The following is a 14591-nucleotide window of genomic DNA, read 5'->3' as shown; positions in this document are numbered from 1 at the left end:
TGCGCTCGGTGGAGGGGTCAGAAACTGTGCTCGTCGGCGGGAAACACGCCGCCGGCCACCTCTTCGGCGTATTGCATTGCAGCACGGCGCAATTCGCCTCCGACGTCGCCGAAGCGCTTGACGAAGCGAGCTGTCTTGCCGCTGGTGAGTCCGGCCATGTCCTGCCAGACCAGCACCTGGGCGTCGCAGTTGGGCCCGGCTCCGATACCGACGGTCGGAATGGTCAGCTTGCCGGTGATCTGGGTGGCCAGCTCGGCCGGCACCATCTCCATCACCACGGAGAAAGCCCCGGCCTCGGCGACCGCGATCGCGTCGGCGATGGTCTGTTCGGCGGCGTCGCCGCGGCCTTGCACGCGAAACCCGCCGAGGGTGTTGACGCTCTGCGGGGTGAAGCCGATGTGTGCCATCACCGGGATGCCGGCCGCGGTGAGCGCGGCGATCTGCTCGGCAACCCGCTCGCCGCCTTCGAGTTTGACCGCGTGTGCGCCGGCTTCCTTCATGAACCGGGTGGCGCTGGCCAGAGCGGCGGCGGGCCCGGCCTCGTAGCTGCCGAACGGCAGATCGGCGACGACGAGCGCGTGCGGGGCGCCCCGCACCACGCCACGGACCAGGGGGATCAGCTCGTCGATGCTGATGGGCACCGTGGTGTCGTAGCCGTAGACGACATTGGCGGCCGAGTCACCGACCAGCAGCACCGGAATGCCGGCGTCGTCGAAAATACGGGCGGTGGAGTAGTCGTAGGCCGTGAGCATGGCCCACTTGTGGCCCTCCGCCTTCATCTTCTGAAGGTGGTGGATGCGAGTCTTGGTTCGCGGAGCGGCGGCGGACGCACCACCGTAAACAGTGTGCTCAGACATCATTGTCCTTGAGTGTTCGTCGGGTCGATCCTCGTGGCCCTGCCGGGTCCCCGGGTTCGTCTGACCTTGCCAGTCTGCCATCTAGCGCAGCGCGGATACATACCAAGATCAGTTGAGTTGCTCACACCGGGTCCTGGCACGGCGATTCCCCCGCCATCGCGCGGCGCCGGGCATACCATCTGCGCATGCAGCGGCTCAGCGGACTCGACGCCAGTTTTCTGTACCTGGAAACACCCTCCCAGCCGTTGCATGTGTGCTCGATCCTGGAGCTGGACACCTCGACGATGCCGGGCGGCTACAGCTTCGACCGGCTGCGCGACGAGTTGGCGGTCCGGATCAAGGCGATGCCCCAGTTCCGCGAGAAGCTGGCGGACAGCGCGTTCAACCTCGACCACCCGGTCTGGGTCGACGACGACACCTTCGACGTCAGCCGTCATCTGCATCGCATCGGGCTGCCGCCGCCGGGCGGCCGGATGGAACTGTCCGAGATCTGCGGCCATATCGCGGGACTGCCGCTGGACCGCAGCCGCCCGTTGTGGGAGATGTGGGTGATCGAGGGCGTCGCCGGCACCGATGCCCAGCAGAACGGCCGGCTGGCTCTGATGACCAAGGTCCACCACGCCTGCGTAGACGGCGTCACCGGCGCCAACCTGATGTCGCAGCTGTGCAGCACCGAAGCCGACGCGCCGCCACCGGAACCGGTCGACGGGGTAGGCGGGGCCAACACCGTCCAGATCGCCGTGAGTGGTCTGGCGAAGTTCGCGACGCGGCCGTTGCATTTGGCCAACGTGCTGCCCAACACAGCGGCGTCGGTGGTGAAGACGGTGGCGCGGGCGCGCAGCGGTCAGGCGATGGCACGGCCGTTCGCCGCGCCGCGAACCACGTTCAACGCCAGCATCACCGGGCACCGCAACATCGCTTATGCGCAGCTGGATCTCGGGGACATCAAGAAGGTCAAGGACCACTTCAACGTCAAAGTCAACGACGTGGTGATGGCGCTGGTGTCCGGTGTGCTGCGCCAATTTCTGCTCGACCGCGGCGAATTGCCGGAGTCGTCGTTGGTGGCGATGGTGCCCGTGTCGGTGCACGGCAAGTCCGACCGGCCCGGCCGCAACCAGGTTTCGGGGATGTTCTCCAGCCTGCACACCCATATCGCCGACCCGGCCGAACGCATCGAGGCCATCGCGGAGGCGAATTCGATTGCCAAACAACACAGTTCGGCGATCAGCGCCACGCTGCTGCAGGACTGGTCGCAGTTCGCCGCGCCTGCGGTGTTCGGTTTGGCGATGCGCGCCTACGCCAAGACCCGACTGACCCGCAGCCGGCCGGTGCACAACTTGGTGGTGTCCAACGTCCCCGGGCCGCAGATGCCGCTGTACATGCTGGGGTGCGAGGTCAAGGCGATGTATCCGCTGGGCCCGATTTTCCACGGGTCGGGTCTGAACATCACCGTCATGTCGCTCAACGGCAAGCTTGACGTGGGGTTGATCGCCTGCCCGGAGCTGGTGCCGGACTTGTGGGAATTGGCCGACGACTTCGCCGTGGGGATGGAAGAACTGCTGCTGGCCACCCACTAGCGGCCGATCGCAAGGGCGGCGAAGCCGGGCGCGGCGGGTCACCGCAAATCCACCTAGCCGGGAGCTGCTTTAAACGCATGGCAGCATAGGTGACCATGGGCCTGCCTCGCCGCGACGCGATCGCGCGCACGACGTTGATCTGGACCGCAATGGCCGCGATTGTGCTTACGGTGGCGAGCTGCACACACGTCGTCGGCGGTCGTGCGCGGATGGCCGGGCCGAAAATCGGCCAGGCGCTGGAGTGGGGACAGTGCCGGGTCTCGGGCGGCACTGCGGTCAAGCTGCCCGCCGGTGCGCAATGCGGCAAGATCGCCGTGCCGGTGGACTACAACCACCTCGACGGCGACGCCACGACGCTGGCGATGATTCGTTTCCCGGCAACCGGCGACAAGATCGGCTCACTGGTCATCAATCCCGGCGGTCCGGGCGAATCCGGTATCGAGGCCGCCGTGGGCGTCCTGCAGTCGCTGCCGCCCCGGGTCCGGGAGCGCTTCGACCTGGTCGGTTTCGACCCGCGCGGGGTGGCGTCGTCGCGCCCGGCAATCTGGTGCAACTCCGACAAGGACAACGACCGGTTGCGCGCCGAACCGCAGGTTGACTACAGCCCGGCGGGCGTGGCGCACATCGAAGACGAGACCAAGCAGTTCGTGCAGCGCTGTGTCGACAAGATGGGCAAGAAGTTCCTGGCGAACGTCGGAACCGTCAACGTCGCACGCGATCTGGACGCAATCCGCGACGCACTGGGCGACGACAAGCTCACCTACCTGGGCTACTCGTATGGCACCCGGATCGGGTCGGCCTACGCCGAGGCCTACCCGCAGAACGTGCGGGCGATGATCCTGGACGGGGCCGTCGACCCCAACGCGGATCCGATCGAGGCAGATCTGCGGCAGGCCAAGGGTTTTCAGGATGCATTCAACGACTACGCCGCCGACTGCGCCAAGGACCCGGACTGCCCGCTGGGCACCGACCCGGCGAAGGCGGTCGACGTCTACCACAGCCTGGTGAATCCGCTTGTCGATCCGGCCAACCCGATGAAGAGCAGGCCGGCCCGCACCAAAGACCCGCGCGGGCTCAGTTACAGCGACGCGATCGTCGGCACCATCATGGCGCTGTACTCGCCGACGCTGTGGCACCACCTGACCACCGGGCTGACCGAGCTGAAAAGCGATCGGGGCGACACCTTGCTGGCGTTGGCCGACATGTACATGCGCCGCGATTCGCACGGCCACTACACCAACGCCAGCGACGCGCGGGTGGCGATCAACTGCGTCGACCAGCCGCCGGTCAAGGATCGCGCCAAGGTGATCGATGAGGACCGTCGCTCCCGTGAGATCGCGCCGTTCATGAGCTACGGCAAGTTCACCGGCGACGCGCCGCTCGGCACCTGCGCGTTCTGGCCGGTGCCGCCGACGAGCAAGCCGCACACCATTTCCGCGCCGGGCCTGCCGCCGACGGTGGTGGTGTCGACGACCCACGACCCCGCTACGCCGTACAAGGCCGGTGTCGACCTCGCCAAGCAGCTGCACGGCGCGCTGCTCACCTTCGACGGAACGCAACACACGGTGGTGTTCCAGGGCAACAGCTGCATCGACGACTTCGCGACGGCCTATCTGATCAAGGGCACGACGCCACCGCAGGGCGCCAAATGCTAGGGCGAGCAGACGCAAAATCCCCCAAAAGCCGTGTGATTTGGGGGATTTTGCGTCTGCTCCCGCCACATAACGAGACCAACGTGTGACCTTCCGGCCGCACTACGCGTGACCGGCGGATGCGACGATTGCTAGCCATGTGGCGCATGAGACGGCTGAGCTCTGCGCTGGTTACCTTCGGATTGCTGGCAACGCTGGCCGTCACCCCGGCCCGAGCCACCCCCGAACCCGACGCCGGGCAGGCACCGAGCTCCGCCGTGCCGCGACCGGCGGCGGCTACCTGGGGCAGCTGCAGCCAATTCGTCGGCGACACCAGCGACATCCCCACCGCGCGCTGCACCACCGTCGCGGTTCCCGTCGACTACAGCGCACCCGGCGGCGCCCAAGTTCAGCTCGCCGTGATTCGGATTCCGGCCAGCGGCCAGCGAATCGGATCGCTGTTGGTCAATCCCGGCGGCCCGGGAGCGTCGGCGGTCGACACCGTCGCCGGCATGGGCGCCGCGCTGTCGGACAGCGAGCTCGCCCGGCGCTTCGACCTGGTCGGGTTCGACCCCCGCGGCGTCGGCCACTCCACCCCGACGCTGCGCTGCCGCACCGACGCCGAGTTCGATGCCTACCGCCGCGAACCGATGGTCGACTACAGCTCCGCCGGTGTCGCCCACATCGAGCAGATCTACCGACAGTTGGCCCAGCAGTGCGCCGACCGGATGGGCCCGACGTTTCTGCAAAACGTCGGAACCGCGTCCGTGGCTCGCGATATGGACATGGTCCGGCAGGCGCTGGGCGAGGAGCAGATCAACTACCTGGGCTTCAGCTACGGCACCGAACTGGGCACCGCGTACGTCGAGCGGTTCGGCAACCATGTGCGGTCGATGGTGCTCGACGGCGCCATCGACCCGACCGTCGGGCCGATCGACGAGAACGTCAACCAGGAAGCCGGGTTCCAAACCGCGTTCAACGACTACGCGGCCGACTGCGCCCGCTCAGCGGCCTGCCCGCTGGGCACCGACCCGGCCAAGTGGGTGGCCCGCTACCACCAGCTGGTCGACCCGCTGGTCAGCAAGCCCGCCAAGACGTCCGATCCGCGCGGCCTGAGCTACGCCGACGCGACCACCGGCACCATCAACGCGCTCTACGCCCCGCAGCACTGGAAGTACCTGACGAGCGGCTTGCTGGGTCTGCAGCACGGCACCGACCCCGGTGACCTGCTGATGCTGGCCGACGACTACAACGGCCGCGACGACGACGGCCACTACGACAACTCCCAGGACGCCTTCAACGCCATCCGCTGTGTCGACGCGCCGTCGCCCACCGACCCGGCCGCCTGGGTGGACGCCGACCGCCGGATTCGGCAGGTCGCGCCGTTCCTGTCCTATGGGCAATTCACCGGGTACGCGCCCCGCGACCTGTGCGCGCTGTGGCCGGCGCCAGCCACGTCGTCGCCGCATCCGGCCGCGCCCGTCGGGCCGGGCAAGGTCGTCGTCGTCTCCACCACCCACGACCCCGCGACCCCGTATCAGGCCGGGGTGAACCTGGCCCGGCAGCTCGGCGCCCCACTGATCAGCTACGACGGCACCCAGCACACCGCGGTGCTGGGCGGCAACCGCTGCGTCGACACCGCAGTCGAGCGTTATTTCGTCGACGGGGTGTCTCCAAGCAGCTTGCAGTGCTAAGACGCGATACGCTTCGCATCATGGATCGACAAAAGGAATTCGTGCTCCGCACGCTGGAAGAACGGGATATCCGGTTCGTTCGGCTGTGGTTCACCGACGTGCTCGGTTTCCTCAAGTCGGTCGCGATCGCCCCGGCGGAACTCGAGGGCGCGTTCGAGGAGGGCATCGGCTTCGACGGTTCCTCGATCGAGGGGTTCGCCCGAGTCTCGGAATCCGACACCGTCGCACACCCCGACCCGTCGACCTTCCAGGTGCTGCCCTGGACCACCAGCACCGGACATCACCACTCGGCCCGGATGTTCTGCGACATCACGATGCCCGACGGCTCGCCGTCGTGGGCGGACCCGCGCCACGTGCTGCGCCGGCAGCTCGGCAAGGCCAACGAGCTCGGCTTTTCCTGCTACGTCCACCCCGAGATCGAGTTCTTCCTGCTGCAGCCAGGTCCCGACGACGGGCAGCCGCCGACACCGGCCGACGACGCCGGCTACTTCGACCAGGCCGTGCACGACTCCGCGTCGAACTTCCGCCGCCGCGCCATCGAAGCGCTGGAGTCCATGGGCATTTCGGTGGAGTTCACCCACCACGAAGGCGCCCCCGGCCAACAGGAGATCGACCTGCGCTTCGCCGACGCGCTGTCGATGGCCGACAACGTGATGACGTTCCGCTACCTGATCAAGGAAGTCGCGCTCGAGGAAGGTGTGCGGGCGTCGTTCATGCCCAAGCCGTTCGGGCAGTTCCCCGGCTCGGCGATGCACACCCACATGAGCCTGTTCGAGGGTGAGGTCAACGCGTTCCACAGCCCCGACGATCCGCTGCAGCTCTCGGACGTCGCCAAGTCATTCATCGCCGGAATCCTCGAGCACGCCAGCGAAATCAGCGCGGTCACCAACCAATGGGTGAACTCCTACAAGCGGCTGGTGCACGGCGGCGAGGCGCCCACCGCGGCGTCGTGGGGCGCGGCCAACCGGTCGGCGCTGGTACGGGTTCCGATGTACAGCCCGCACAAGACCTCGTCGCGGCGCATCGAGGTCCGCAGCCCCGACTCGGCCTGCAACCCCTACCTGACCTTCGCGGTGCTGCTGGCCGCCGGGCTGCGCGGGGTGGAAAAGGGTTACGCGCTGGGCCCGCAAGCCGAGGACAACGTCTGGGACCTGACGGCCGAGGAGCGCCGCGCGATGGGCTACCGCGAGCTGCCGTCCAGCCTGGACAGCGCGCTGCGCGCCATGGAGAGCTCCGAGCTGGTCGCAGAAGCGTTGGGGGAGCACGTGTTTGACTTCTTCCTGCGCAACAAGCGCCGGGAGTGGGCCAACTACCGCAGCCACGTCACGCCCTTCGAGCTCAAGACGTATCTCTCGCTGTAGTCATTGGCGGCGTGCGCTACCGTCGTGGTCGTGAGCCAACCCGCCACGCAGCGCCCGAAATTGCCCAGCGTCGGCCGGCTCGGGTTGGTCGACCCACGCGCGAGCGCCAACCTGGCACAGCTCGGCTGGGACACCGAAGAGGATCAAGACCACATCGATTTGCTGTGGTCACTGTCGCGCGCACCGGACGCCGACGCGGCGCTAAATGCGATGGTCCGGCTGGCCGAGGCGCTCGGTGACGGCTGGGACGAACTCAACACTGCGCTGCTGACCGACCAGGGGCTGCGGGGCCGGCTGCTGGGCGTGCTGGGCTCGTCACTGGCGTTGGGCGACCACCTGGTGGCCCACCCGCAGTCCTGGCAGCTGCTGCGGGGCGACGTGATACTGCCGTCGGCCGACGAGCTGCGCCGCGCTTTCCTCGAAACCTCAAGCGGCGCAAGCATAGACGCATTGCGGGCGCTGTACCGTGACCGGCTGCTGGTGCTGGCCGCGCTCGACCTGGCGTCGGCCGTCGAGGACGAGCCGGTGGTGCCGTTCACCGCGGTCGGCGCCCATCTGGCCGACATGGCCGACGCCGCGCTGGCCGCCGCGCTGGCCGTCGCCGAGCAAACGGTGTGCGGCGACGATACGCCACCCGGGCTGGCCGTCATCGCGATGGGCAAATGCGGTGCGCGCGAACTGAATTACGTCAGCGACGTCGACGTGATATTCGTCGCCGAACGCGCCGACTCGGTGAGCACCCGGGTGGCCGGCGAGATGATGCGGGTGGCGTCGGAGGCCTTTTTCGAGGTGGACGCCAACCTGCGCCCGGAGGGCCGGCACGGTGAGCTGGTCCGCACGCTCGACTCGCATATCGCCTACTACCAACGCTGGGCCAAGACCTGGGAGTTCCAGGCTCTGCTCAAGGCCCGGCCCGCCGCCGGCGACCGCGAGCTGGGGGAGCGCTACGTGGCCGCGTTGATGCCGATGGTGTGGAGTGCTTGCGAGCGTGAGGATTTCGTCGACGAGGTGCAGGCGATGCGGCGGCGGGTCGAGCAGTTGGTGCCGGCCGACGTGCGCAGCCGCGAGATCAAACTCGGCAGCGGCGGCCTGCGTGATGTCGAGTTCGCGGTGCAGCTGCTGCAGTTGGTGCATGGCCGCAGCGACGAGTCGCTGCACGTTGCCTCGACGGTGGATGCACTGGCCGCGCTGGGCCGCGGCGGCTACGTCGGCCGCGACGACGCGGCGAATCTGACCGCCTCCTACGAGTTCCTTCGGCTGCTGGAGCACCGGCTGCAGCTGCAACGGCTCAAGCGCACTCACATGCTGCCCGCGCTCGACGACGACGAGGCGCTGCGCTGGCTGGCCCGCGCGGCCCACATCCTGCCCGACGGGCGGCGCGACGCGCTGGGTGTACTGCGCGAAGAACTCAAGCGCCACAACGTGCGGGTCTCCCGGCTGCACGCCAAGCTGTTCTACCAACCGCTGCTGGAATCGATCAGCCCCGCGGGTCTGGAATTCGCCCACGGCATGACGCCGGAAGCCGCCGAACGCCAGCTGGCGGCGCTCGGCTACGACGGGCCGCAGACCGCGTTGACTCACTTGTCCGCGTTGATCAACCAGAGTGGGCGTCGCGGCCGGGTGCAGTCAGTGCTGCTGCCCAAGCTGCTGGACTGGTTGTCGGACACCCCGGACCCCGACGCGGGACTGCTGTCCTACCGGCGGCTGTCCGAGGCGATGGCCCCGCACCGCTGGTATCTGTCGACATTGCGGGACAGCAGCGCGGTGGCCAAGCGGCTCATGCGCGTGCTGGGCACCTCGGCATATGTGCCGGATCTGCTGATGCGCGCGCCGGAGGTCATTCAGTCTTACGGCGACGGGCCGTCGGGGCCCAAACTGCTGGAGACCGATCCCGACGCGGTCGCCGGCGCGTTGGTGGCCTCGGCGGGCCGGCACGCCGACCCAGTCCGGGCCATCGCCGCCGCGCGCAGCCTGCGCCGCCGTGAGCTGGCCCGGATCGCCTCGGCCGACCTGCTCGGCATGCTCGAGGTGACCGACGTGTGCGCCGCGCTCACCTCGGTGTGGGTGGCGGTGCTGCAGGCCGCCCTCGACGCGGTGATCCGCGCGAATATTCCTGGGGACGGTAAGGCCCCGGCCAAGATTGCCGTGATAGGGATGGGCCGACTAGGCGGCCGCGAATTGGGCTACGGCTCAGACGCCGACGTGATGTTCGTCTGCGAACCGGCTGCGGACGTTGAGGATTCGGCCGCGGTGCGCTGGTCGGTGTCGGTGGCCGAGGGTGTGCGGGCGCTGCTGGGTACGCCCAGCGCCGACCCGCCGCTGGAGGTCGACGCCAACCTGCGCCCGGAGGGGCGCAACGGTCCGCTGGTTCGCACGCTGGCGTCGTACGCCGCCTACTACGAGCAGTGGGCGCAGCCGTGGGAGGTGCAGGCCCTGCTGCGTGCGCACGCGGTGGCCGGCGACGCGGAGTTGGGCCAGCGTTTCCTGCTGATGGCCGATAAGACTCGTTACCCGGAAGGGGGAGTGTCGGCCGAAGCGGTGCGCGAAATCCGGCGGATGAAGGCCCGCGTCGACTCCGAGCGGCTGCCGCGCGGCGCCGACCCGAACACGCACACCAAGCTGGGGCGCGGCGGGTTGGCCGACATCGAATGGACCGTGCAGCTGCTGCAGCTGCGGCACGCGCACGCGATTCCCGCGCTGCACAACACGTCGACGCTGGAAAGCCTGGACGCGATCGCCGCGGCCGAACTGATCGACGCCGACGAGGTGGAGCTGCTGCGCCAAGCCTGGCTGACGGCCACGCGGGCCCGCAACGCGCTGGTGCTGGTGCGCGGCAAGCCCACCGACCAGTTGCCCGGACCGGGACGCCAACTTAACGCGGTCGCGGTCGCCGCCGGTTGGGACAAAGGCGACGGCGGCGAGTTCCTGGACAACTACCTGCGGGTGACGCGTCGCGCAAAAGCGGTGGTGCGCAAGGTTTTCGGGGACTAGGAGATCAGGTGGACTTCGCATTGGACGTCATGAGCGCCGAGGAGCACGACCGGCTGACGGCGTTGTACGGCCCGCTGACCGACGCCGTACGCGACCTCATCGATGCGACGATCCGGACCGAAGCCGACGCCGACACCATCCGTGACGCGCGGACCGCAGTTCAGGCGGTAACTCAGCGGTTGCGCAGCAGGCAGGCGCTGGACGGCAGACGCTACGCCGTAGACGGTCGTCCGCTGGCATGGGGTAACGCCGTGATCGGCATGCGCAACCCGATCGCCCCGCCGCTGACCATCCACCACGAGGGCACCGGGTGCTGGAGCGAATTCAGCCTGGGCGCGGCCTATGAGGGGCCGCCTGGGCTGGTGCACGGCGGAGTCTGCGCGCTGGTGCTCGACCACGTGTTGGGTGAGGCGGCCAGCGAGGGCCTGACCAAGCCACGTTTCACTGGCACTATCAGCGTTAGATACCTGCGTGGCACGCCACTGGGCAGGCTTCGTGCCGAAGCCGCGATCGAACGCACTGAAAGCGTCAAAACTTTTGTCCGCGGCCATATTTCGGATGCGCAGGGCATTACCGTCGAGGCCGAGGGGATCTTTGTGCAGCCAGCGTGGGCGCGGGACGCCGGATGAAGTTTTACATCAGCAGCGGATTCCTGGCCACCCGCGAGATCATCGAAATCGCCAAGGCCGCCGACGAACTGGGCTACGACGGGATCGGGATTCCCGACCACGTCGTCAACCTGGAGACGCTGAGCACGCCATACCCGTACACCAAGGACGGGCAGCGGCGTTGGCAGCCGTTCACCGACTGGCCCGACCCGTGGGTGCTGGTCGGTGCGCTCGCGCAAGTCACCACCCGGCTGCGGTTCGTCACCACCGTCTACATCCCGGCGATGCGCAATCCCTATTCGGCGGCGAAGGCCATTGGCACCGCGGCATGCCTGGCGGACGGCCGGGTGGAGCTCGGTGTGGGGGTGGGCTGGTGCGCCGACGAATTCGCGTTGATGGAGCAACGATTCGAGGACCGCGGCAAACGCACCGACGAGATGCTCGAGCTTCTTCGCGCGTTGTGGAGCCCGGGCTGGACCGAGTTCGACGGCCGGTTCTACCAGACACCACGGTTGGAGATGGAGCCGACGCCGCCGCGGGTGCCGATCTACGTCGGCGGGCTCAGCGACACCGCGTTGCGCCGGGCCGCCCGCAACGACGGCTGGATCGGTGACCTGATCCGAACCGACCGCGCGATCGAAGCGGCCGGCCGACTGCGTGCGCTGCGGGCCGAAAACGGTTTGGGTATGGAGGATTTCACGATTCTGACGCCGTTGACGGATGCCCTGACTGTCGCCGACTACCAGCGTGCCGAGGATGCCGGCATCACCGGCATCCTCACCATGCCGTGGATGTTCTACGCCGGCCCGGATGCGACGCTGGCCGAGAAGGTCGACGGCATGCGACGCTTCCGCAAGGATTTAGCGCTCGACAGGTGACGGGTTAGGGCCCCTGCTCCGTTTGCTGGCTTCCGAGATCGACCTGTAGTCATGCCAAACAGAGGGCGACGGTTTGTCCCTTCAACCACTGTAATCACTTGTGTCACTGTGGTTTTGTTTGTGGATTGCGGTGGCTGCCGTCTGGTTCGCGTGATATGATTCGAACATGCGTTCGAGTAGCCGTGAGGAGATCGTCGAGGTCTTCGACGCGCTCAAGGCCGCCATGAAGCGGGCGCTTGACCTGTCTTTCGAGGTGTTGACCACCCCGGAGTCTTTGGCCATGCTGGAGTGCTGCGAGACGCTGCGCCGCCAACTGCCCGCCGTCGAACACCCGTTGATCACCCAGCTCGCCGAGCAGGCCAGCGACACCGAGCTGGGCGGCACGCTGCGCTTCGCGCTGGCCGAACGGCTACGCATCACCCCCGCCGAAGCCTCCCGGCGCATCCACGACGCCGACGAGCTCGGGGAGCGCCAGGCGCTGACCGGCGAATCCCTTGAGCCGGTGTTGCCCGCCACCGCCGCCGCCCAACGCGCCGGCCAGATCGGCGCCGGTCACGTGGCGGTGATCCGCAGCTTCATGCACCGGCTGCCCGGCTTCGTTGACGTCGAGACCCGCGAGCACGCCGAAGCCCATCTGGCCGGGCTGGCCGCCCAGCATCGCCCCGACGATTTGGCCAAGCTAGCCCAGCGCCTCACCGATTGTCTGAACCCCGACGGCGATTTCACCGACGACGACCGAGCCCGCCGCCGCGGGCTCACCCTCGGCAAACAAGGCCCCGATCAGATGTCACAACTAAGCGGCTGGATCACCCCGGAACTGCGCGCCACCCTCGAAGCAGTGTGGGCCAAGCTGGCCGCCCCGGGCATGTGCAACGCCGAGGACCCCGCCCCGGTGCTCGACGGCACACCGTGTGAGCAGACCGCCCAGCGTGACTCACGGACAGCCGGGCAGCGCCACCACGACGCCCTGCTAGCCGGGCTACGGGGACTGCTGGCGTCCGGATCGCTGGGTCAGCACAACGGGTTACCGGCCAGCATCATCGTCACCGCCAACCTGGGCGATCTCGAAGCCGGCACCGGACACGGACTCACCGGCGGCGGGACGCTGCTGCCGATGAGCGACGTGATCCGGCTGGGCTCCCATGCGCACCATTACCTGGCGATTTTCGACCAGGGCAAAGCCTTGGCGCTCTACCACACCAAACGCCTCGCGTCGCCCGCGCAAAGAATCGTGTTGTACGCCAAGGATCACGGCTGCACGTTTCCCAACTGTCCGGTGCCGGGCTACTACTGCGAAGCCCACCACTGCACCCCGTATGCCACATGCCGCACCACCGACGTCAACGACCTCACCCTGGGCTGCGGCGGACACCACCCGCTGGCCGAACAAGGCTGGACCACCCGCAAAAACTCCAAAGGCGACACCGAATGGATCCCACCACCACACCTCGACCACGGCCAACCACGCGTCAACCAATACCACCACCCCGAAAAACTCCTCCGGGATGGCGATGAGGACGAAGAGGACGACCCGTAAGGGCCGCCGCGCTCGCTAGCAGTCAAAACCGTTCCCTTGCCCGTCGGATTGCCCTAACGTGACGAACGTGGAGTCACACGGAACCCCCGAACTCGTGCCCGTCGAGGCATTGCGCTCAGGTGACCCGATCACCGACGTCCAAGGTGGCGGTCAGCATTACACGGTTCTCGAATCCAAAGCCATCGGCGAGGGCTGCGTCGTCCTCGAACTCGAATCCAAGGCCAACGACCAGCTTCGAGTGATCGAGATGTCCTTCCCGGCCGGCTACCACATGGGCAGGTCGCCTCGGCGCATTCTGTGACCCCGCACGTCACACCGTTTCGCATCGACGTCGGCAGTGAAGTCCTCGACGACCTGCGGACGCGCCTGTCACGCACCCGGTGGCCCGATGCCGAGTGCGTCGACGACTGGAGCCAGGGCATGCCCTTCGCCTACACCCGTGAGCTGGCCGGCTACTGGGCCGACGGCTACGACTGGCGGACACGGGAATCCGCGCTGAACCGTTTCGACCAGTTCGTCACCGAAATCGACGGGCTAGACATCCATTTCATCCACCAGCGGTCCCCACACGACGACGCCCTGCCGCTGCTGATCACCCACGGCTGGCCCGGCTCGATCGTGGAGTTCCACAAGGTGATCGAGCCGCTGACCAATCCCGACCGCCCGGAGGACGCGTTCCACGTCGTCTGCCCGTCGCTTCCCGGCTACGGGTTCTCCGGCAAGCCCACCCGCATCGGGTGGGGCGTCGACAAGATCGCGCAGGCCTGGGAGACGCTCATGGGCCGCCTCGGCTATGACCGTTACGGCGCGCAAGGCGGCGATTGGGGCGCCGCCGTCACCACCCAACTGGGCCGCAACGGCGGTCGCTGCCTCGCCATCCACCTGAACATGCCCATCGCCCGGCCGCCGGCTGATGGCGGCGGCGAGCTCACCGATGACGAGCAACGGGCATTGGCGGCCGCTGCGCAGCACCGCCGCTGGGGGACCGGCTATTCCAAGCAGCAGTCCACCCGGCCTCAAACGCTGGGCTACGGATTGGTGGATTCGCCTGTGGCACAACTGGCCTGGATCGTCGAGAAGTTCTGGGCCTGGATGGACTGCGAGGGGCATCCCGAAAACGTGCTCACTCGCGACGAGCTCCTCGACAACGTGATGCTGTACTGGGTGACCGGTAGCGGTGCCTCCTCTGCGCGTCTGTACTGGGAGAGCTTCAACAACTTCGGCGGCGCCGGCCGGGTCGAGCTGCCCACCGGCGTCGCCGCATTCCCCAAGGAAATCCTGCCTGCACCGCGGCACTGGTGCGACGCCGCCTACAACATCACGCACTGGACGACGATGCCGCGCGGCGGGCACTTCGCCGCGTTCGAGCAGCCGGAACTGTTCGTCGACGACGTCCGCGCGTTCTTCGCCACCGCCCGCTAAGCAACCGGGATTCGGGTAGCCGGCTACCCTATGCC

The 14591-nt window shown here is 67.7% G+C and carries 11 protein-coding genes; 10 read left to right on the top strand and 1 reads right to left on the bottom strand.

The annotated features are described in order from the left end of the window. Nucleotides 1-17 precede the first annotated feature (17 nt). Nucleotides 18-857: a 3-methyl-2-oxobutanoate hydroxymethyltransferase gene (panB, locus tag MFM001_RS06470; RefSeq protein WP_116374709.1), complete on the bottom strand. Its 840-nt coding sequence runs from the start codon at nucleotides 855-857 to the stop codon at nucleotides 18-20. Between the two features lie 185 nt (nucleotides 858-1042). Between panB and MFM001_RS06465 the strand changes: the two genes are divergently transcribed. The 10 genes from MFM001_RS06465 to MFM001_RS06420 all read left to right on the top strand — a co-directional run bounded on the left by MFM001_RS06465 (nucleotide 1043) and on the right by MFM001_RS06420 (nucleotide 14556). Continuing rightward, complete coding sequence (locus tag MFM001_RS06465; RefSeq protein WP_116374448.1) at nucleotides 1043-2434, top strand: wax ester/triacylglycerol synthase family O-acyltransferase; 1392 nt, start codon at nucleotides 1043-1045, stop codon at nucleotides 2432-2434. Nucleotides 2435-2523: 89 nt separating this feature from the next. Beyond that, nucleotides 2524-4089, top strand: coding sequence for an alpha/beta hydrolase (locus MFM001_RS06460; RefSeq protein WP_116374447.1), 1566 nt, complete (start codon nucleotides 2524-2526; stop codon nucleotides 4087-4089). A gap of 125 nt (nucleotides 4090-4214) precedes the next feature. Continuing rightward, entirely contained in the window at nucleotides 4215-5759 is a 1545-nt protein-coding gene (locus MFM001_RS06455) for an alpha/beta hydrolase (protein ID WP_116374708.1), read from the top strand. A 20-nt stretch (nucleotides 5760-5779) separates the two neighbouring features. After that, nucleotides 5780-7120 (top strand): type I glutamate--ammonia ligase, encoded by a 1341-nt coding sequence (glnA, locus tag MFM001_RS06450; RefSeq protein WP_116374446.1) that lies wholly within the window; start codon nucleotides 5780-5782, stop codon nucleotides 7118-7120. Between the two features lie 24 nt (nucleotides 7121-7144). Then, the gene (locus MFM001_RS06445; protein ID WP_116374445.1) at nucleotides 7145-10111 is read left to right on the top strand and encodes a bifunctional [glutamine synthetase] adenylyltransferase/[glutamine synthetase]-adenylyl-L-tyrosine phosphorylase; all 2967 of its coding nucleotides are present in this window, start codon (nucleotides 7145-7147) and stop codon (nucleotides 10109-10111) included. A 29-nt stretch (nucleotides 10112-10140) separates the two neighbouring features. Beyond that, the gene (locus MFM001_RS06440) at nucleotides 10141-10740 is read left to right on the top strand and encodes a PaaI family thioesterase (RefSeq protein WP_116374707.1); all 600 of its coding nucleotides are present in this window, start codon (nucleotides 10141-10143) and stop codon (nucleotides 10738-10740) included. Next, nucleotides 10737-11597, top strand: coding sequence for a TIGR03619 family F420-dependent LLM class oxidoreductase (locus MFM001_RS06435; protein WP_116374706.1), 861 nt, complete (start codon nucleotides 10737-10739; stop codon nucleotides 11595-11597). Before MFM001_RS06440 ends, MFM001_RS06435 begins: the two co-directional genes overlap by 4 nt. 166 nt (nucleotides 11598-11763) lie before the next feature. Next, complete coding sequence (locus tag MFM001_RS06430; protein WP_116374444.1) at nucleotides 11764-13134, top strand: 13E12 repeat family protein; 1371 nt, start codon at nucleotides 11764-11766, stop codon at nucleotides 13132-13134. Nucleotides 13135-13201: 67 nt separating this feature from the next. Then, nucleotides 13202-13435, top strand: coding sequence for a hypothetical protein (locus MFM001_RS06425; protein ID WP_045378126.1), 234 nt, complete (start codon nucleotides 13202-13204; stop codon nucleotides 13433-13435). Further along, complete coding sequence (locus tag MFM001_RS06420; RefSeq protein ID WP_116374443.1) at nucleotides 13432-14556, top strand: epoxide hydrolase family protein; 1125 nt, start codon at nucleotides 13432-13434, stop codon at nucleotides 14554-14556. Before MFM001_RS06425 ends, MFM001_RS06420 begins: the two co-directional genes overlap by 4 nt. Nucleotides 14557-14591: the final 35 nt, after the last annotated feature.

Origin of the sequence: Mycobacterium sp. MFM001 (assembly GCF_003402475.1) — a bacterium.
Lineage (GTDB): Bacteria > Actinomycetota > Actinomycetes > Mycobacteriales > Mycobacteriaceae > Mycobacterium.
This window is presented reverse-complemented; position numbering and strand designations above follow the sequence as displayed.